The 18,608-nt window shown below is 61.3% G+C and carries 20 protein-coding genes; 9 read left to right on the top strand and 11 right to left on the bottom strand.

Translation table 11 applies throughout. The features are described from left to right. Positions 1 to 62: 62 nt before the first annotated feature. Complete coding sequence (gene quiC, locus C4J83_RS26260; protein ID WP_124418514.1) at positions 63 to 1,964, bottom strand: 3-dehydroshikimate dehydratase QuiC; 1,902 nt, start codon at positions 1,962 to 1,964, stop codon at positions 63 to 65. A gap of 220 nt (positions 1,965 to 2,184) precedes the next feature. Here quiC and C4J83_RS26265 point away from each other — a divergent pair, with 220 nt between their 5' ends. Further along, positions 2,185 to 3,519 (top strand): MFS transporter, encoded by a 1,335-nt coding sequence (locus C4J83_RS26265; protein ID WP_119740953.1) that lies wholly within the window; start codon positions 2,185 to 2,187, stop codon positions 3,517 to 3,519. A 1-nt stretch (position 3,520) separates the two neighbouring features. Here the strand turns inward: C4J83_RS26265 and C4J83_RS26270 are convergent, their stop codons facing one another. After that, positions 3,521 to 4,399 carry a DMT family transporter gene (locus tag C4J83_RS26270; RefSeq protein ID WP_106579313.1) on the bottom strand — a complete coding sequence of 293 codons (879 nt, stop codon included), beginning with the start codon at positions 4,397 to 4,399 and terminating at the stop codon, positions 3,521 to 3,523. 197 nt (positions 4,400 to 4,596) lie between these two features. Here C4J83_RS26270 and C4J83_RS26275 point away from each other — a divergent pair, with 197 nt between their 5' ends. The 3 genes from C4J83_RS26275 (at position 4,597) to C4J83_RS26285 (ending at position 7,059) form a co-directional block, all read left to right on the top strand. After that, complete coding sequence (locus tag C4J83_RS26275) at positions 4,597 to 5,013, top strand: membrane lipoprotein lipid attachment site-containing protein (RefSeq protein WP_106579314.1); 417 nt, start codon at positions 4,597 to 4,599, stop codon at positions 5,011 to 5,013. 171 nt (positions 5,014 to 5,184) lie between these two features. Further along, positions 5,185 to 6,072 (top strand): KPN_02809 family neutral zinc metallopeptidase, encoded by an 888-nt coding sequence (gene ypfJ, locus C4J83_RS26280; RefSeq protein WP_119740949.1) that lies wholly within the window; start codon positions 5,185 to 5,187, stop codon positions 6,070 to 6,072. Then, on the top strand, positions 6,073 to 7,059 hold the full coding sequence (locus C4J83_RS26285) for an alpha/beta hydrolase (RefSeq protein WP_124418515.1): 987 nt from the start codon (positions 6,073 to 6,075) through the stop codon (positions 7,057 to 7,059). A 133-nt stretch (positions 7,060 to 7,192) separates the two neighbouring features. Here the strand turns inward: C4J83_RS26285 and C4J83_RS26295 are convergent, their stop codons facing one another. From C4J83_RS26295 to C4J83_RS26305, 3 genes are read right to left on the bottom strand one after another with little or no spacing between them, the layout of a single operon-like run. Beyond that, a complete protein-coding gene (locus C4J83_RS26295) occupies positions 7,193 to 7,780 on the bottom strand; it encodes an HAD family hydrolase (RefSeq protein ID WP_119740943.1) in 588 nt (195 codons plus the stop codon). Beyond that, entirely contained in the window at positions 7,777 to 8,646 is an 870-nt protein-coding gene (tesB, locus tag C4J83_RS26300) for an acyl-CoA thioesterase II (RefSeq protein WP_119740941.1), read from the bottom strand. Before tesB ends, C4J83_RS26295 begins: the two co-directional genes overlap by 4 nt. Before the next feature lie 41 nt (positions 8,647 to 8,687). Further along, a complete protein-coding gene (locus tag C4J83_RS26305) occupies positions 8,688 to 9,257 on the bottom strand; it encodes a GNAT family N-acetyltransferase (RefSeq protein WP_106579319.1) in 570 nt (189 codons plus the stop codon). 75 nt (positions 9,258 to 9,332) lie between these two features. Between C4J83_RS26305 and C4J83_RS26310 the strand changes: the two genes are divergently transcribed. Together C4J83_RS26310 and C4J83_RS26315 are read left to right on the top strand one after the other, a co-directional pair. Further along, complete coding sequence (locus C4J83_RS26310; RefSeq protein WP_106579320.1) at positions 9,333 to 10,253, top strand: histone deacetylase family protein; 921 nt, start codon at positions 9,333 to 9,335, stop codon at positions 10,251 to 10,253. 170 nt (positions 10,254 to 10,423) lie between these two features. Then, complete coding sequence (locus C4J83_RS26315) at positions 10,424 to 11,650, top strand: TIGR03862 family flavoprotein (RefSeq protein ID WP_124418516.1); 1,227 nt, start codon at positions 10,424 to 10,426, stop codon at positions 11,648 to 11,650. A 122-nt stretch (positions 11,651 to 11,772) separates the two neighbouring features. Here the strand turns inward: C4J83_RS26315 and rhlE1 are convergent, their stop codons facing one another. Both rhlE1 and yedA read right to left on the bottom strand, forming a co-directional pair. Then, positions 11,773 to 13,110 (bottom strand): RNA helicase RhlE1, encoded by a 1,338-nt coding sequence (gene rhlE1 / locus C4J83_RS26320; protein ID WP_119740936.1) that lies wholly within the window; start codon positions 13,108 to 13,110, stop codon positions 11,773 to 11,775. 48 nt (positions 13,111 to 13,158) lie between these two features. Next, entirely contained in the window at positions 13,159 to 14,055 is an 897-nt protein-coding gene (gene yedA / locus C4J83_RS26325; protein ID WP_106579323.1) for a drug/metabolite exporter YedA, read from the bottom strand. Between the two features lie 160 nt (positions 14,056 to 14,215). Between yedA and C4J83_RS26330 the strand changes: the two genes are divergently transcribed. Continuing rightward, positions 14,216 to 14,677 (top strand): Lrp/AsnC family transcriptional regulator, encoded by a 462-nt coding sequence (locus C4J83_RS26330; RefSeq protein ID WP_106579324.1) that lies wholly within the window; start codon positions 14,216 to 14,218, stop codon positions 14,675 to 14,677. Between the two features lie 119 nt (positions 14,678 to 14,796). Here C4J83_RS26330 and C4J83_RS26335 read toward each other — a convergent pair whose 3' ends face one another. Next, positions 14,797 to 15,060, bottom strand: coding sequence for an acyl carrier protein (locus C4J83_RS26335; RefSeq protein ID WP_124418517.1), 264 nt, complete (start codon positions 15,058 to 15,060; stop codon positions 14,797 to 14,799). A gap of 234 nt (positions 15,061 to 15,294) precedes the next feature. Here C4J83_RS26335 and C4J83_RS26345 point away from each other — a divergent pair, with 234 nt between their 5' ends. Next, on the top strand, positions 15,295 to 15,591 hold the full coding sequence (locus C4J83_RS26345; protein WP_124418518.1) for a DUF3077 domain-containing protein: 297 nt from the start codon (positions 15,295 to 15,297) through the stop codon (positions 15,589 to 15,591). A gap of 140 nt (positions 15,592 to 15,731) precedes the next feature. Here C4J83_RS26345 and C4J83_RS26350 read toward each other — a convergent pair whose 3' ends face one another. The 3 genes from C4J83_RS26350 to C4J83_RS26360 all read right to left on the bottom strand — a co-directional run bounded on the left by C4J83_RS26350 (position 15,732) and on the right by C4J83_RS26360 (position 17,745). Continuing rightward, entirely contained in the window at positions 15,732 to 16,343 is a 612-nt protein-coding gene (locus tag C4J83_RS26350) for a 3'-5' exonuclease (RefSeq protein WP_106579327.1), read from the bottom strand. A gap of 29 nt (positions 16,344 to 16,372) precedes the next feature. Next, positions 16,373 to 16,849, bottom strand: a complete 477-nt coding sequence (locus C4J83_RS26355) for a LabA-like NYN domain-containing protein (protein ID WP_119740929.1) — start codon at positions 16,847 to 16,849, stop codon at positions 16,373 to 16,375. A gap of 128 nt (positions 16,850 to 16,977) precedes the next feature. Beyond that, on the bottom strand, positions 16,978 to 17,745 hold the full coding sequence (locus C4J83_RS26360) for a DUF2076 domain-containing protein (RefSeq protein ID WP_124418519.1): 768 nt from the start codon (positions 17,743 to 17,745) through the stop codon (positions 16,978 to 16,980). A 180-nt stretch (positions 17,746 to 17,925) separates the two neighbouring features. Here C4J83_RS26360 and C4J83_RS26365 point away from each other — a divergent pair, with 180 nt between their 5' ends. Beyond that, entirely contained in the window at positions 17,926 to 18,585 is a 660-nt protein-coding gene (locus tag C4J83_RS26365) for a YciC family protein (protein ID WP_124418520.1), read from the top strand. The last annotated feature ends 23 nt before the right edge of the window (positions 18,586 to 18,608 follow it).

Consider the following 18,608-nt stretch of genomic DNA (forward strand, 5'->3'; position numbering starts at 1 on the left):
TTGTTGTGCAGGCCGCGATTATGGGCCGAGGCGCTTCCCGAAGGAAGCACCTGGCCGCGCCGTCATAACCGTGCTTGTCGCGGCGCCCCGCTACGCGATTTGGCCATCGCCGCCAGGCGCACGGCCACGTTGGCTGCGCCATACCCGGCATAGCCGTTTTTGCGCTGAATGATCTCGAAGAAAAACCGCCCTTCGAACGGCTCGGTGTACACATGAAACAGCTCACCGCCCTGGGCGTCACGGTCGTACAGCACGTTGTAGTACGCCAGCTCGCTGAGGAACTCGTCGTCAAAATCAAAGCGCGCCGCCAGGTCGTCGTAGTAGTTGAGCGGGATGTCCAGCAACGGCACACCTGCCTCCTTGGCCCGACTCACCTCGGCGAAAATATCCGCGCAGTCGAAGGCGATGTGGTGCACCCCCGAGCCGCGGTAGCTCGACAGCGCGTGGGAAATCGCCGTGTTGCGGTTCTCGGAAATGTTCAACGGCAGGCGAATCGAGCTGCAACGGCTGCGCAGCGCGCGGCTTTTCACCAGGCCGTAGGGGTCAGGCAGCACCACTTCATCATCGGCTTCGAAATCCAGCAGGCTCTTGTAGAACAACACCCAACTGTCGAGACTGTCGGCGGGCAAGGCCATGGCCATATGGTCAATGCGCAGCAGGCCGCCGCTTGAGGCGGTAGTCGGTTGCAGATTGAAGTCGGTGCCGTACAGCCCGCCTTCGTTCTGATCCACCAGGTAAATCAGGCTGCCGTCCGGCGCACGCACGGCGGCCAGCTCCAGTTCATTTGGCCCTACAAGCCCCCGATATGGCTGGCCCTTGTAAGCCACCGCCCGCTGCAACGCCTTGGCGCTGTCCTTGACCCGAATCGCAGTGGCGCACAGCGACGGCCCGTGGGCTTCAAAAAAGTTGTGGGCAAAAGAATAGGGTTCGCAATTGAGGATCAGGTTGATATCGCCCTGGCGCAACAGGCTCACGCTCTTGGAACGGTGCTGCCCGGCCTTGACGAAACCCAGGCGCTCCAGCCATTGGGTGAGCTTGGCTGCGAGGTTTTCATCCACGGCAAACTCCAGAAATTCGATGCCGTTGTACTCGCTGGCGGCCGGCGTATCAAACAGGAGGTCGACCGGTTGAGCAGGCGCTTGCTGCTTGAGACGCTCGCGGGTTTTCTCTTCCAGGTACAACAGCGAGCGCAAGCCATCCGCCGCATTCGCCCGCGTCGGGGCTGCGCGAAAACCATCGTTGAAAATTTCCAGGGACAACGGCCCGCTGTAGCCACTCTGGATAATCGGCGCAAGAAACCCCGCCAGATCGAACTCACCCTGCCCCGGGAAGCAGCGAAAATGCCGGCTCCACTCCAGCACATCCATGGCCAGGATCGGTGCGTCGGCCATTTGCACAAAGAAGATTTTGTCCCCCGGGATCTGGGCGATTGCACTCGGGTCGCCCTTGAGCGACAGGGTGTGGAAGCTGTCGAGCAACACGCCAAGGCTCGGGTGGTCGATCTGGCGCACCAGGTTCCACACTTGCTGCCAGGTATTCACGTGCTTGCCCCAGGCCAGCGCTTCATAGCCGATGCGCAGGCCACGGCGACCGGCATGCTCAGCGAGCAGGCTGAGGTCGTCGAGCAAAATCTGCTCATCGCCGACGCAATCGGCCGAGGCATTGCTGCACACCAGCACCAGGTCGGTGCCCAGCTCCTGCATCAAGTCGAACTTGCGCTCGGCGCGCTCCAGGTTGCGCGCCAGGCGGTCGCGGCGGCAGCCTTCAAAGTCGCGAAACGGCTGGAACAAGGTAATGGCGATACCCAGGTCGGCGCACATCTGCCTAACTTCCCGTGGGCTGCCGTCGTAATACAGCAGATCGTTTTCGAAGATTTCCACACCATCAAACCCGGCAGCGGCAATGGCTTCGAGTTTTTCCGGCAGGGTTCCACTCAAGGAAACAGTGGCAATGGAGCGTTGCATGGGGCGACTCCCGGCAAATGAGGCTCGTCTTATTTACGGCAAATTATTGGCCGCTAAACTGTGGACAGCAATTGAAATGTACGAACCGGTTAGTTTTTTGGGCGATTATCGAACAAAATGGCAATCCGCGAATTGACGAGTTTTTAGCCACTGCGCACCATCGAACACGTATCAAGACCCAGAACACACCATAAAAATTTCAAAAAACGGGTACGACCTCATGCCTTCGCAAACTCCCGCCGTGGCCGTGCGCCACAGCAATCCGCACAGCGGCATCGGCGACAAAATCCGCGGCGCCATGGCCGTGGGCAAAACCCGCTGGGGCATGCTGGCCCTGGTTTTTTTCGCCACCACCCTGAACTACATCGACCGCGCCGCGCTGGGCGTGATGCAACCGATCCTGGCCAAGGAAATGAGCTGGACGGCGATGGATTACGCCAACATCAACTTCTGGTTCCAGGTTGGCTACGCCATCGGCTTTGTGCTGCAAGGCCGGCTGATTGATCGAATTGGCGTGAAGCGCGTGTTTTTCTGCGCCGTGCTGCTGTGGAGCCTGGCCACGGGCGCCCATGGCCTGGCGACGTCGGCCGTGGGCTTTATGGTGTGCCGCTTCATTCTCGGGCTGACCGAGGCCGCCAACTACCCGGCCTGCGTGAAGACCACGCGGTTGTGGTTCCCGGCCGGCGAGCGCGCAGTGGCCACCGGTATTTTCAATGCCGGCACCAATGTGGGCGCGATGATGACGCCGATGCTGCTGCCATTGATCCTTCACGTCTGGGGCTGGCAGGCAGCGTTTCTATGCATGTCGGCACTGGGCGGGATATGGCTGGTGTGCTGGGGCCTGAAGTACTACAACCCGGAAGACCACCCGACGGTCAAACAATCCGAATTGGACTACGTGCAGCAGGAAGTCGAACCGCCGCAACCCAGCGTGCCCTTCAGCCGCATCCTGCGCATGCGCGGCACCTGGGCCTTCGCCCTTGCCTACGCAATGACCGCGCCTGTGTTCTGGTTCTACCTGTACTGGCTGCCGCCGTTTTTGAACCAGCAATACAACCTGGGCATCAACGTGACCCAGATGGGCATCCCGCTGATCATCATTTACCTGACAGCCGACTTCGGCAGCGTGGGTGGGGGGATTCTGTCGTCATTCCTGATCGGCCGTGGGATGAATCCGATCAAGGCGCGGCTGTTGTCGATGCTGCTGTTTGCCTGCTGCATCGTCGGCGTGATCATGGCCGCCGGCTCCAGCCAGTTGTGGGTCGCCGTGTTCGCCATCTCCCTGGCCATCGGCGCGCACCAGGCCTGGACCGCCAACATCTGGAGCCTGGTGATGGACTACACGCCCAAGCACATGATGAGCACGGTGTTCGGTTTCGGCGGCATGTGCGCAGCCATCGGCGGCATGTTCATGACCCAGATCGTCGGCCATATCCTCACGGTCACGAACAACAACTACACCGTGCTGTTCACCCTGATCCCGGCGATGTACTTCATCGCGCTGACCTGGATGTACTTCATGGCACCGCGCAAGATTCCGACAGTCGAGGTTTGATTCAACGCCGCCGCTGCTGCCAGGCAGCGGCCAACCCGCTCATGCAGATCACCCCGATGCCGACCACCGTGGTCATGTCGGGGGTATGGTTGAACACCAGCCAGCCCAACAAACCCGCAAACACGATCTGGCAGTAGCCGAACGGTGCCAGCAAGGCCGGCGCCGCAAACCGGAAGGCCTGGGTCAACATCAAGTGCGCGGTCATGCCGCACGTGCCCAACGCCAGCATCAGCACGCCATGCCACACCGTGGGCAACTGCCAGAAGAACGGCACCAGCGCACTCATCACCAGGGTATTGCACAGGCCGGCGAAAAAGTTACTGGTGGTCGGCGTGTCGTATTGGCTGAGGATGCGCGTGAGCAACTGGTAGAAGCAGAAGAACAACGCCGAACACAGCGGCAGCAGCACCGCAGGCGTGAACAGCTCACCGCCGGGGTGGATGATGATCAGCACGCCGACAAACCCGCAGATCACCGCCAGCCATTGGCCACGTGTCACGTGTTCACCGAGCAAGGGCACCGACAATGCTGTCACCAGGATCGGCGCCAGGAAGTTCACCGCCGTGGCTTCCGCCAAGGGGATGTAATGCAGCGCCGCGGTAAAAAACAGGCTGGTGCCCAGCAGGCACAACGCACGCACCACCTGCATGCCCGGGCGTTTGCTGCGCAGCACGCGCAAACCCGACTGCGGCAGGAAAATGCCGGCCATCAGCAAGGTGTGCACCAGGTACCGCGCCCACACCACCATCACAATTGGGTAGAACCCGGCCAGGTATTTGGACAAGGCGTCGTGGCTGGAAAACAGAAACGTCGCCACCACAATCAGCAGGATGCCTTTGAAGGGATGGTTGACGCCGGAAAGGGGTGTACTGACAGTCATTGAATTCTCTTGCATGGCGGGCTGAACGCTGAGCACTGAACACGCAGGCACTCAACCCGGTAATCTAGCAGGCGGGCCTGCGTGCGCCCCAAGAGCATAACCAAACACCGTGCGAACAGCGCACTAAATCACCGGATTCGAGTCCAACGCTGCACCTTTGCCCGCGCGTTGCACTTTTTAACCAAGGCCTTGCCGCTATGAAAAAGACACTCTTTGTTCTTTCTGCTCTCGTCCTGCTCACTGCTTGTAACCAGGAGTCCAAAGAAGCGCCCAAGCCGGCCCCGGCCTCGGTGCAAGCCACCCTGGTACCGGCCACACCGCCCACCGACAAATGGGTCGGCAAGTGGATCGGCGTCGAAGGCCTGAACCTGACCATCGCCAAGGACGACAGCATCGGCCGCGGCCACTACGTTCTGACCATGAAGTACGGCCTTGACGCCGACGACGAAGGCACCTTCAAAGGTGAAGCCAACGAAGACGGTATCGCCTTTACCCGCCCGGACGGCCCGCAACAATTGAGCGCCGGTGACGGTGAGGCCACTGGCCTGAAATGGCTGGCGGATAAAAAGGACTGCCTGATCGTCGATACCGGCGAAGGCTATTGCCGCGACTGACCCAATCAACGTGACACAACTTTCATCTGGCGCCCCTGCCCGCACGGCCTGACAGCAACGATACTAGGCAACTCTCGTTGCTTGTCGGACAGCCGGGCTGGCGCCATTCATACGCACCAACAACACTGCTCTTAGAAAAGTGTTCGACAGGTTTAACGAGAGGATTGCCCCATGCTATGGAAAAAAGGCCGACGCAGCGACAACGTGGTAGATGCCCGCGATGACAGTGGCGGCGGCGGTGGCGGCATGCGGTTTGGCGGCGGCAAGGGGCTGAGCCTGACGGCAATTGTGTTGATCGTCGGTATTGGCTGGCTGACCGGCCAGGACCCGCTGCAGATCCTCGGCCAATTGACCGGCCAGGCGGAGCAAGCGCCGTCGGTGAGCACGCAGTCGCGCCAGGCACCGCCGGCCAATGACCAGCAGGCCGATTTCGTCCGCGCGATTCTGGGTGATACGGAAGACACCTGGGGCCAGGTGTTCAAGGAAAACGGGTTGGTCTACAAGAACCCGAAACTGATTCTGTTCCGTGGTCGGGTCAATTCCGCCTGCGGTGGCGCCACCTCGGCCAGCGGCCCGTTTTATTGCCCGGCTGACCAGCAGGTGTATTTGGACCTGGATTTCTTCCGGGAAATGTCGCAGCGCTTCCAGGCCGCCGGCGATTTCGCCCAGGCCTACGTGATCGCCCACGAAGTCGGGCACCACGTGCAAACGCTGCTGGGCATCTCGGCCAAGATTCAAGCCGCGCGCCAACAAGGCCGCCAGATGCAAGGCGACGGCGGCCTGCTGGTACGCCAGGAACTGCAAGCCGATTGCTTTGCCGGGGTGTGGGCCAACCGTGCGCAAAAACGCCTGAACTGGCTGGAGCCCGGCGATATTGAAGAAGCACTGAACGCGGCCAACGCCATCGGCGATGACCGTTTGCAACAGCAGGGTCAGGGCCGCGTGGTGCCGGACTCGTTTACCCACGGCACCTCTGCGCAGCGCGTTCGCTGGTTCAAGACCGGCTTCGCAGCGGGCCAGATCACTCAATGCGACACTTTTACAGCGAAGAGTCTTTAGATGAATAAACGATTGGGATTGCTGTTCGGCGTGATGATTGCCTGTTCCTCCTCCACCTGGGCCGCCGAGAAAGAACACGGCGTCAAAGTGGTCAGCCCCGATCGTTTCCACCTGGACGCCGGTGACCTCAGCCTGGGCTTGAGCCAGGACTGGAGCCAGCCGCTGCCCAACGTGACCCGCGCGCTGATCATCGTGCATGGCCGCCTGCGCAACGCACAGACCTACCTGCAAAGCGGCGAAGACGCAGCCGAACACGCCGGGGTTGCTGCCACCACCCTGGTGATCGCGCCGCAATTTCTCAACGAGTCCGACATAAAGCGCAACCACTTGGGCACCCAGGTATTGCGCTGGAACGGCAATGACTGGATGGCCGGCGACGCCTCGACGGGCCCTGGCCAGCTCAGTTCCTACGGCGCGCTCGACCAGATCATCAAGCACCTGGGCAACCGCAAGCTGTTCCCGGCGTTGAAGGAAATCGTAGTGGCCGGCCATTCCGGCGGCGGCCAGGTGGTGCAGCGCTTCGCCCTCACCGGCCACGACCACCCGCTGCTGCAAACCGAAGGCATCAGCCTGCGTTACGTGGTGGCCAACCCGTCGTCCTACGCCTACTTCAGCCCACAACGCCCGGTGAAATTCGACACGGCCAGTTGCCCTGGCTTCAACGATTGGAAGTACGGCATGCAAAACCTGCCGGACTACGCCAAGGGCCAGAGTGCGCAGCAGCTTGAGCAGGCTTACGTGTCACGCGACATCACCTACCTGCTCGGCCAACAGGACACCGACCCCAACCACCCGGCGCTGGATAAAAGCTGCGAGGCCGAAACCCAGGGAGCGTATCGCCTGATTCGTGGGCACAACTACTTTGACTACCTCAAGCAGCGTCATCCGCAGCTGACTCAGAGGCTGGTGGAAGTGCCAGGGGTTGGGCACGACGGGGACAAGATGTTTACTTCGCCTCAGGGCGAGAAGGTGTTGTTCCCTAAGTAAAAACAGCTGACGAAACCGGATAAAAAGGTGGGAGCGGGCTTGCTCGCGAAGGCGGATTCAGTCGACTCATCAGTGACTGATCCACCGCTTTCGCGAGCAAGCCCGCTCCCACATTGGCCCTTCAGTGCTGGGGCTAAATCATCCGGCGCAGGGCCGCGCAATCCTCAGCGTGCCAATCCGCCAACTCCGGCCAAGGGTTCTCGGGCACATTCACCAACACCGTCCTGGTCCCCGCCGCCCGCCCGCAATCCAGGTCAAAGCGGTAGTCCCCGACCATCACCATCTCGCTCGGCGCCACCTTCCAAACCTGCGCCAGTTTCAGCAAACCACCCGGGTCCGGCTTGGGCGGCGCATCTTCACGCCCGAGCACATCGTCGACGGCAAAGCAGTCCGCCAGGCCAATAGCCTGCAGCGTGATGTGCGCCAACTCGCGCGCATTGCGCGTCAGGATGCCCAGGCGATAACCGCGCCCGGCCAGCTCGCGCACCAGCTCCACCGCACCTTGCGCCGCCACTGCCCCCACAGCCAGCTCGCGCTCATGCGCAAGCAACCACGCGTGCTTGGCTGCCGCCACGTCCGCCGGCAAAGCTGCCAGGTGCGTGAGGATGTCGTCCTCGGGCGGAATCTCCAGGGCCACGCGAATCGCCGCAAAATCATGCACGGCGACCGTGAGGGTGCCGTCCATGTCAAACACCCAATGCTTGACGTCCGACAGGCTCATGCCCAGTCCTTGCGATGGCGAATCAAGCCTTCCTGGGTCACCGAGGCCACCAGTTGCCCGGCGCGGTTGTACACGCTGCCGCGCGAGAAACCGCGCGAGTTACCGGCCCACGGGCTGTCCATGGCGTACAGCAACCAGTCATCGGCGCGCAGGTCGGCATGAAACCACAGCGCGTGGTCGAGGCTGGCGACCTGCATATCCTTTTGCCACACGGTCTTGCCATGGGGCAGCAACGAGGTGGTCAGCAAGCCAAAATCCGAGGCGTAGGCCAGCAGGTATTTATGCAGCGCGGGCGCGTCGGCCAGCGCGCCGTCGGCTCGGAACCACACGTACTTGACCGGGTCGGACGGCTGCGGGTTGTACGGGTCTTTTTCGGTCACCGGGCGCACTTCGATCGGCTTGGGGCACAGCAACTTGTCGCGCATGTGCTCGGGGATCAGGTGCGCACGCTGCTGGGTCAGTTCCAGTTCGGACGGCAAGTTCTCCGGGCCGACCACCACAGGCATGGTGCTCTGGTGCTCAAAGCCCTTCTCGTCATATTGGAACGAAGTGGTGCAGGTGAAAATCGGGTTGCCCTTCTGGATCGCCGTGACGCGGCGCGTGCTGAAACTGCCGCCATCGCGCACACGGTCAACCGAGTACACCACCGGCAATGACGCATCGCCTGGGCGCAGGAAGTAACCATGCAGGGAATGCACATGTCGCGCTTCTTCTACGGTCTGGCTGGCAGCCGACAACGACTGGCCCAGCACCTGGCCACCGAACAGTTGGCGAAAACCCAGGTCCTGGCTGCGGCCGCGAAAGAGGTTTTCCTCGATCGGCTCCAGGGTCAGCAAGTCCACCAGATCTTCCAATACTTGGCTCATAGAGCAACTCCTACAACAATCGAGAGGGCATTCCGGGCTGCTTATCCGTGCAGCGTGTCCAACCATTGGGCGCGGGTGATGCGATACAAAACATGATGGCGCAGCGGATCATCGGCTGCGACCTTGGGGTGTTCAAAATCTGCCTGGGGATCGTAATGCATACCGATGGCCTGCATGACTTTTTGTGATGGCAGATTGGTTTCGGTGGTGAAGGCGAGAATTTCATCCAGCTGCAGTCGGTCAAAACCACACCGCAGCGCGGTCCACGCCGCCTCACTGGCGTACCCCAACCCCCAATGTTCGCGGGCCAGGCGCCAGCCGATTTCCACCGCCGGGGTAAAGTCCGCTTCAAAGCTGACATTCAGCAGCCCGGTCAGGCCGATAAATTCGCCGGTGTCCTTGCGCTGCAAGGCCCACAGGCCAAAGCCGTATTCAGCGAAATGCCCGCGAATCCGGCCGATCAACGCCGCGCTTTCCAAGTGGCTCAACTTGGCCGGGAAATAACGCATCACCTGCGGGTCGGCGCACATGCGCGCAAATTCCGGTAGGTCGCTGTCGCGCCATTGGCGCAGCAGCAAGCGCGCGCTTTCCAATTCCAGTATCGGCTCCATGGGTCCCCTCCCTTGCCATGTGCGTGAGTGTACAGCGCTGGTAAGATCCTTCGCAGGTTCCCGTCAGAAAATCCCATGCCATTGCCATTGATCTACCACGATGACTACAGCCCTGAGTTCCCGGCAGACCACCGGTTTCCCATGGACAAGTTTCGCCTGTTGCGCGACCACCTGGTGGACAGCGGGCTGACCGAGGACAGCCAATTGCTGCGACCAGAGGTATGCCCGGCGCAGATTCTGGCCCTCGCGCATGAACCGGGGTACATCGAGCGCTACATGAGCGGTGAGCTGTCGCGCGAAGACCAACGGCGCCTCGGCCTGCCGTGGAACGAAGCCCTGGCGCGTCGCACCGTGCGCGCGGTCGGCGGCTCGATCCTCGCGGCCGAACAGGCGCTGCAACACGGCCTGGCCTGCCACCTGGCGGGCGGCACCCACCACGCCCATTACGATTACCCCGCCGGCTTTTGCATCTTCAATGACCTGGCGGTGATCAGCCATTACCTGCTGGCCAGCGGCCGGGTCAACCGCGTGCTGATCTTCGACTGCGACGTGCACCAGGGCGACGGCACTGCACGCATCCTCCACGACACGCCGGATGCCATCACCGTGTCGCTGCACTGTGAAAAGAACTTCCCCGCACGCAAGGCTCAGAGCGACTGGGACATCCCGCTGCCCATGGGCATGGGCGATGCCGATTACCTCAAGGTGGTGGACGACGCGCTCAACTACCTGCTGCCGCTCTACCAGCCTGACCTGGTGTTGTACGACGCCGGTGTCGATGTGCATAAGGACGACGCCCTCGGTTACCTCAAGCTGACAGACGCAGGCGTTGCCGCCCGCGACGAGAGCGTGATGCGCCACTGCCTGGGCCGCGACATTCCGGTGATGGGCGTGATCGGTGGCGGCTACAGCAAAGACCGCCCGGCCCTGGCCCGCCGCCACGGCATCCTGCACCACAGCGCTCAGCGGGTGTGGACGTCATCAGGGTGTCATTGAACTGTGCGCGTTACCCACAATGCCTGTGGAACGGCCTGTGGATAACTTGAGCGTAAGCGCCTGAAAGCGCACAGCCGTATGGCCTGTAGGAAAGTGTACGTTTTTTGATCAGGCAGCCACGCTGCCGTCGGGTAGAATGCTCGGCCTATTCAACGACCGTAGCCTTGCCCATGCCTCAGCACCCTTCTCGACACGTCACTCTTATCGGCGGCGGCCCAGCCGGGCTGATGGCCGCTGAAGTCCTGAGCCAGGCGGGCGTGCGGGTAGACCTGTATGACGGCATGCCGTCAGTGGGTCGCAAGTTTCTGCTCGCAGGCGTGGGCGGCATGAACATCACCCACTCCGAGGCGTACCCGGCGTTCCTGTCGCGCTACGCCGAACGCGCGCCGGACATGGCGCCGCTGCTGCGAGCCTTTGGTGCCGAGGCGTTGTGCGAGTGGATTCATGGGCTGGGCATACAAACCTTTGTCGGCACTTCCGGCCGCGTGTTTCCTACCGACATGAAAGCCGCCCCGCTGCTGCGCGCCTGGCTCAAACGCCTGCGCGATCAAGGCGTGGTTATCCACACCCGGCATCGCTGGCTGGGCTGGACGGCCGACGGCGGTTTACTTATCCACAGCCCGGACGGCGAAAAAACGGTCCACAGCGATGCGGTGTTGCTGGCCCTGGGCGGCGGCAGCTGGTCGCGCCTGGGCTCCGATGGCGCCTGGCTCAAGTTGCTGGAAGACAAAGGCGTGCCCTTCGCGCCGTTACAACCGAGCAATTGCGGCTTTGAGGTGTCAGCCTGGAGCGAATTGATGGTGAGCAAATTCGCCGGCGCGCCGTTGAAAAACGTCGCCATCGGCGTGGCAGATGACAAGCCTCGGTTGGGGGAATGCGTGGTCACCGCCATGGGCATCGAGGGCAGCTTGATCTACGCGCTGTCGGCGCCGATTCGTGAAGCGATCAATCGCGATGGCTCAGCCACGGTGCATATCGACCTGCTGCCGAGCAAGCCGCTGGACAAGGTCCAGGCTGCACTGGCCAAGCCGCGTGGTTCGCGCTCGATGAGCAAGCACTTGCACAGCCAATTGGGCCTGGACGGGGTCAAGGCGGCCCTGTTGCGTGAGCTGGCGCCTGCGGAACACTTCCACGATCCGGCGCAACTGGCGGTGGATATCAAGGCATTGCCGCTGACACTGGTAAAAACCCGGCCGATGGATGAAGCCATCAGCACGGCGGGGGGTGTGCCGTTTGAGGCGCTGGATGAGCGGTTGATGCTCAAGCAATTGCCGGGGGTGTTTTGCGCCGGGGAGATGCTGGATTGGGAAGCGCCGACGGGCGGCTATTTGCTGACCGGGTGTTTTGCCAGCGGCAGAGCGGCTGGGCGGGGAATGTTGGAATGGCTTAAGCGCTGAGGTCTGTGGCCACTTCAAAGCCGCCTTCGCAGGCAAGCCAGCTCCCGCATTTTGAGCTGTGAATACATTCAAAATGTGGGAGCTGGCTTGCCTGCGATGAGGCCATCAGCAGCGCCGCAAAATCACTTCTTCTTGCGCGGCCCGGTGTTGAAAACCGGCACCTTGCGCACCGGCTTGATCGACGGCTCAGCCGGCGCTACGTCCCCACTGTCCACCCACTTACCCAAATTGCGCTTACCGCCGCCACCGCCCGACGTCTTTGGCTTCTTCGGCTTTTTCGGTTTTTTCACCACCTGCCCACTGGCATCGGTGTCCGGCACGCGGTGCTCCGGCTCAAAATCCGGCTCCATTTTGCGGGTCAGGGTCTGACGCGTGAGCATCTCGATCGCCGACAGCATGTTCACCTCATCGGCACACACCAGCGAAATCGCCTCGCCGGTGTTGCCCGCACGGCCGGTGCGACCGATACGGTGAATGTAGTCCTCGGCCACGATTGGCAGGTCAAAGTTGACCACCATCGGCAAGTCTTCGATGTCCAGGCCACGGGCTGCCACGTCGGTGGCTACCAGAATCTGCACTTCGCTGGATTTGAAGCGGTCCAGCGCACGCTGGCGGGTTGCTTGCGGTTTGTCGCCATGGATGCCATCGGCATTGATGCCCAGGCCCTGCAACTTGTCTACCAGCGCATCCACACCGTTACGGGTCTTGGCAAACACCAGCACCTGCTTCCAGCGACCTTTGCGCATCAGGTGCACAAACAGCTCCGCCTTGCGCTTCTTGTCCACCGGCACCACCCACTGTTTCACGGTGTTGGCGGCGACGTTGCGCGGGCTGACTTCAATGCTCAGCGGGTCGTTGAGCATCTGCCCGGCGAGCGAGCGGATTTCATCGGAGAAGGTCGCGGAGAACAGCAAGGTCTGGCGCTTTTTCGGCAGCATGCGGTAAATGTTTGCCAGTTCTTCCGAGAAGCCCAGGTCGAGCATGCGGTCGGCTTCATCCAGCACCAGGGTTTGCAACTGGTTGAGCTTCAGCGCGTTCTGGCGGAACAGGTCGATCAGGCGGCCAGGCGTGGCGACCAGAATGTCGACGCCCTTGCGCAGCTTCATCATCTGCGGGTTGATGCTCACGCCGCCGTACACCGCGTACGTGGTCAGCGGCAGGTGTTGGGCGTACTCGGCGACGCTGGCGTGAACCTGCTCGGCCAGCTCGCGGGTCGGGCACAGAATCAGCGCACGCGCCGAGTTGGCGGCGACTTTCGGCCCTTCCATGGTCAGCAATTGCAGGAGCGGCAGGGCGAAACCTGCGGTCTTGCCGGTGCCGGTCTGGGCCGCGGCCATCAGGTCGCGACCGGCCAGCACCGCCGGAATGGCTTGCGCCTGCACCGGCGTCGGGGTCTGGTAGCCAAGCGTCTCAAGGGCGCGCAGCAAGGGTTCGATCAGGCCAAGTGTGGCGAAAGTCATGTGTTTACCGTAGGAAAAATTCAGCGCAAGGGCGTAATGCGCGGCAGTTTACCTTATTTCCGGCTTGGGCTTTCGCCACTGTGGCAGGCTGATCAGCAACACCGCGCTGATGATCACCAGCATCGCCAAGGCTTCCTCCATGCCGATGGTCTCGCCGACGAACACAATACCCAACAACACCGCGACGGCCGGGTTCACGTAGGCATAGCTGGTCGCCGCTGCAGGGCGTACATGCTTGAGCAGGTACATATAGGCATTGAAGGCGATGATCGAGCCGAACACGGCCAGGTAAGCCAAGGCCAGCCAGCCTTCAATCGGCGGGATTGAATGCAGGCGCTCACCGGTCAGCGCACTGCCCACCAGCAGCAGGGCACCGGCGATGATCATCTCGGCCGCACTGGCCATGGCGCCGGCCGGCAGCGGCAAGTGCCGGCTCCACACCGAGCCGAAGGCCCAGGAGGCGGCGGCGAACAGCAGCAACATTGCACCGGTGGGGCTCGACTGCAGGTTGGAGCCCATGTTGAGCATGGCAATGCCGATAATCCCCAGCACCACGCCGGCCCACTCCAGGCGCGTATTGCGTGCGCCCCAGAAATACCCACACAGCAACGTGAACAACGGCACCGTCGCCACCGCCAACGCGGCCACGCCGGAGGCAACGCCGGTGTGCTCGGCAACCGTCACCGCACCATTACCAAAGGTCAGCAGCAAAACGCCGATCTTGGCCGCGGCCTTCCACTGCACCCACGTCGGCGCAGGCGCCCCGCGCCAGCGCAGATAGCCATACATCACCAACCCCGCTACCAGGAATCGAATCCCGCCCAGCATCAGCGGTGGCCAATACTCCACGCCGATTCGAATGACCAGGTAGGTAGAACCCCAGATCACATACAGCGCAAAAAAAGCGGCAATCAACGGTAAGGGAAAGCGACGTGGGCCAGGCATTGGGTAGCTCTGCGGCAGAATATTGGAGGCTTATTCTAAAAAGGCAGCACGCTGAACATAAGTTACAAAACCTGTTTAAAGCGCCCATACACTTTTCAAAACATGGTTCTGAAGGCTATAACCCGTGTATTCGAAAGCCACGCATCACCGGAGCCTTATCATGGACAAATACGACCGCATGCTCCTCAGCGCCCTGCTCGAGGATGGCCGCGCGTCCTATGCGCAGTTGGCCCGCACTGTAAACCTCTCCGCCCCCGCTGTGGCCGAGCGCGTGGCCAAGCTGGAAGCCAGCGGGGTGATCACCGGGTATCAGGCCAAGGTCGACCTATCGAAAATCGGTTTGCCGATCCAATGCACGATAGAGCTGCGCCTGACCAACAATGGCAGCCAAAAGGTTTACGACGCCCTCGCGGAAATCCCCGAGCTGACCGAATGCCATCGGGTAACAGGCGACCCGTGCGTGATCATGCAGGCGGCCGTGGGCTCGATGCCGGAGTTGGAGAACCTGATCAACCGGGTGGCGAAGTTTGGCTTCAGCAAGACCTCGATCATTTTGTCGAGCGCAATAGCGCGGCGGGTGCCGTTGGGGCAGTTGGAACGCAATGGGAAAAATGGCGGCTGATACACCGTCATCGCTGCGATGCGGCGCCCCGACAAGCCAGCTCCCACAGTAGATTGCATCCAGCCCTGGCGCCTCGGTCAACCGTGGGAACTGGCTTGCCTGCGATGGCGTCAGTTGCTTCAGCGAAGACTTGAGCGCTGAGAAATCAACTCGACAACCTGTTTGATGGTCGTGATGTGATCCCAGTCTTCCTGAGTCGCCTGCAGGTTGAATTGCCACTTAATCTGCATAACGAAGCAGGTCAAATCGTCATCAATGATCGTGAAGTCATGGATGAAATCCGTGTGTTCCGTCACGTGGCTTCGGTCGATAAAACCAATGATATCGACGAACAGCTGAATCACCTTTTCGCAGATCTCGGCTCGGGTCGGGCTACCTTCCATTTCTCGCCTCATAGGCACATTTGCCAATACTGATCAGGTCAAAAATAGTCGGCCCCACAGCAACGAAGGGAATGCCTCGCCCAATAATGCCAAATACGCGGACGGTGCCAAACGGTGCTTTTGCCAACCTGGCCGCTGTTGGCTGCCTGATCAGCTTACGAGGGAAAAAGCGCATTCCAATAAGGTTCGCCAGGTTCGTCGTTTTGCTGGAGCCGACGTGGATCCCGTTTCACCATGGTCAAAGTCACCCCCGATCCACCCAACTTCCTCAGCGAAGACGCCCTGCTCAACCGCCGAGCCATCGACTACTACCTCCACGCCTGCGCTCCGGACGCGCCCAACTTTGTGCTGAACGACAACCTGAGCTTCGAAGACGCGCTCGCGCATGCAGCCGACTTGCTGCATTGCGCGGTGGAAACGGCGCAGGTGGCGGGTGAGACGATCAGCGCGCAACAGCGGGCGGTGATGCATTTGGTGGGGATGGCGAAAGGCGTGGTGGGTCGGGCGTTGGAATGCGTGCAGCCTCGATGAACACGGCATAACCCCTGTGGGAGCGGGCTTGCCCGCGAAGGCGGTGTATCAGTCAATTGATCCGGCGGCTGACACACTGCATTCGCGGGCAAGCCCGCTCCCACATTTGATATTCAGTGTTCTTATGGAGTGTGGTCGGTTTAGAACCCGCGGTGCTTCTTCAGATGCTCATTGATCTTCGCTGCCGGCACTTTCTGCAAGGTGCACAGCAGGTCGTGGGACAGTTCGCGCAACCCATGCGTACCGCGCAGTTGCTCGGCCAGGTGCGCCGTCAAGTTAGCTGCCATTTCGGCATCCGCCATCGCCCGGTGAGCCTTGCCGGTGTGGGGCAGTTGGGCGAATGAGTTCAACGTGCCGAGTTTGTGGTTCGGCGCCGACGGCATCAAGCGGCGGGCCAGCAGCAGCGAGCAGGCGAATTTTTGCAGGCGAGTGCGGCGGATCAGGCCCAGCTCAAAATCCCAGAACTTTTGGTCGAACGCGGCGTTGTGCGCCAGCAGTGGCGTGGTGCCGACGAATTCATTCACTTCGTTCATCACGCGCTCGGCCGGTGGCGCGCTGCGCAGCATGGCGTTGCTGATGCCGGTGAGCTGTTCGATAAAGCCCGGCACGCGCACGCCGGCATTCATCAGGCTCTGGTAGCGGTCCACGATCTGGCCGCGTTCAAGGATGACCACCGCGATTTCCGTGGCCCGGCAGTGGCTGCTCGGGGTGATGCCGGTGGTTTCAAAGTCGATGACCGCTATACGTTCCAAACCTGTTCCAACTCCGTCTGACAATTGACTTATTTAAGCAGCAGCGCGCCTTCGATCGGCACGTAGCGGCTGGCGGCGCGTATCAACGAGTTGGCCGTCAGCCCCGGGACGCCATAGGCCACGGCTTCGACGCCATGCTTTTGGATGATGCGCTCGAGCAGCATGTCGAAATCACCGTCGCCGGAGGCCAGCACCACTTCGTCGACGTGGTCGGCGGCGTCCATGATGTCGAGGGTGATGCCCACGTCCCAGTCGCCCTTGGCCGAGCCGTCGCTGCGTTGGATGTAGGGTTTGAGTTTTACCGTGAAGCCCAGGTTGCGCAGGATCTGCTGGAATTGCTGCTGCTTGCTGTCGCCACGGTCGATGGCGTACGCATAGGCTTCAACGATCTGCCCGCGCGCGCTGATGTCAGCCCACAGGGCGGCGTAATTGAAATGACAACCGTAGGCCTGGCGCACGGTGTAGTAGAGGTTTTGTACATCGGCGAACACCGCAATTTTCTTCACCGCACTTCCCCATGGTTGCCACTTGGACCTCGAACGTGAGAGCCCGCAAAGGCGCCAGTATGCCAGCCATGGGAAAGTTTCAGCGAAAAATCAGCCCGGGGCGACGAAGCGCCCCGGTTGAAGGCGGGTCAGACGAAGGAATCGTCGTCGCCAAACGAGGAGGAATCGTCGCCATAGTCGCTGTCGGCGAAGCTGTCCGAGGCATTGTCGCTGCCCCAGCTGTCATTGCCGGCAAACTTCTGGTCGTCGTTGCCCCAATTGCCGTTATCACTGGCGGGCGCCGGTTCTTCGCGGATGATTTCTTCCACCACTTGCGGCTGTTGCGAGTTGTGGTTGAACAAGCTGCTGATGCCTTCGGCCAGCATCACACCACCGGCCACGCCGGCAGCGGTTTTCAACGCCCCGCCGAGGAAGCCACTGCCAATCGGTGCTGCGGGCGCTTGTTGGGGCTGTTGATAGTTTTGCTGCGGCGCGCCGTAGTTTTGCTGCGGCGCAGGCTGGCCGAACGAAGGCCGCCCAGGCTCACGCCAACCGCCACCGGACGCCGCCGGCGCAGTTTGCGTGGGTTGCGGGTCACGGGAGCCGCCGCCAAAGATGCTCGACAGAAAACCGCCACTGCTCGGCGCCGGCTGTGCTGCCTGAGCCTTGGCCTGCTGCAACTCATCCTGCAACTGCTGGATCTGCTGCGCCTGTTGCTTGTTCTGCGCGTCGAGGCTCTTGATCGCGTGTTCTTGCACCAGGATCGACTGAGTCATGTAGTACCCGGCGGCCGGTTGGCGAGTCATGTGCTCCTTGATCCGTGCTTCAGCCAGGGCGTCGCGGGGGGCTGAGTCCGTTTCGGCTTGTTGCAGCCGTGAAAACAGTCCATCGATCAGGGTTTGCTCTTCGCTGTTCATGGCGACCTCGTTAGATTGCCGGTAAAAATCATGGGCCCGCCAGTGATCAGGCGAGCTACGCACTAGTTATGGGGTTGTTACCAGACGTTTCAATGGTCTTTACGCAAGGTTTACGTTTGCTTACCTTTCGTCATGATCGGTTAAAGTATGGGCCTTGCTTTTCGGCCTGTGATGAACCTGATGAATCCGTTAGACGTTTTGCGCGACTCCTTCCGTTTCACCCAACGCAATCTGGGCGCTATCGTCCAGCTGTGCCTGCCGTTGGTGATTCTCGAAGCCCTGCTGCAACAAGTGCTCGGTCACACGCTGGGCCCGGACGCCTTCCCCGGCTACAGCGTGGTGGTGGGGCTGTTGGTGTACCCGCTGTACACCGGCGCGTTGATCCTGTTTCTGGATGCGCGCACCCGTGGGGAGTCGCCGCGGACCAAAGACGTGTGGGCCATGGCACTGACCCTGTGGCCGCGTTTCGCGCTGCTCACGGCCATCAGCACCTTGCTGATCCTGCTGGGCTTGTCGCTGTATTTCCTGCCGGGCCTGTGGCTGATGGTGGTGCTGGCGTTTGCCGAGTACCTGTTGGTGTTACGCGGTATGTCGGCGCTGGAGGCGATGAAGGAAAGTTTTCGCCTGACCCGTGGGCATTTCTGGCGAATCCTGGTGTGCCTGCTGTGCGTGATGACGCCGCTGTGGCTGCTCAAAGGCGCCAGCGTGGCGGCCTACCCTGACCCCGCGCCGTTGCTGGGCGTACTGATCGACAGCGCCCACAGCTTCCTGCAACTGTTTACCAGCGTGGTGCTGTTCCGTTTATTCATGCTGATCGGTGGCGATGCCGACGCGCGGTGATATGCTCCTGCCACTCCTGAAAC

The sequence above is a fragment of the Pseudomonas sp. LBUM920 genome (genome assembly GCF_003852315.1).
Lineage (GTDB): Bacteria > Pseudomonadota > Gammaproteobacteria > Pseudomonadales > Pseudomonadaceae > Aquipseudomonas.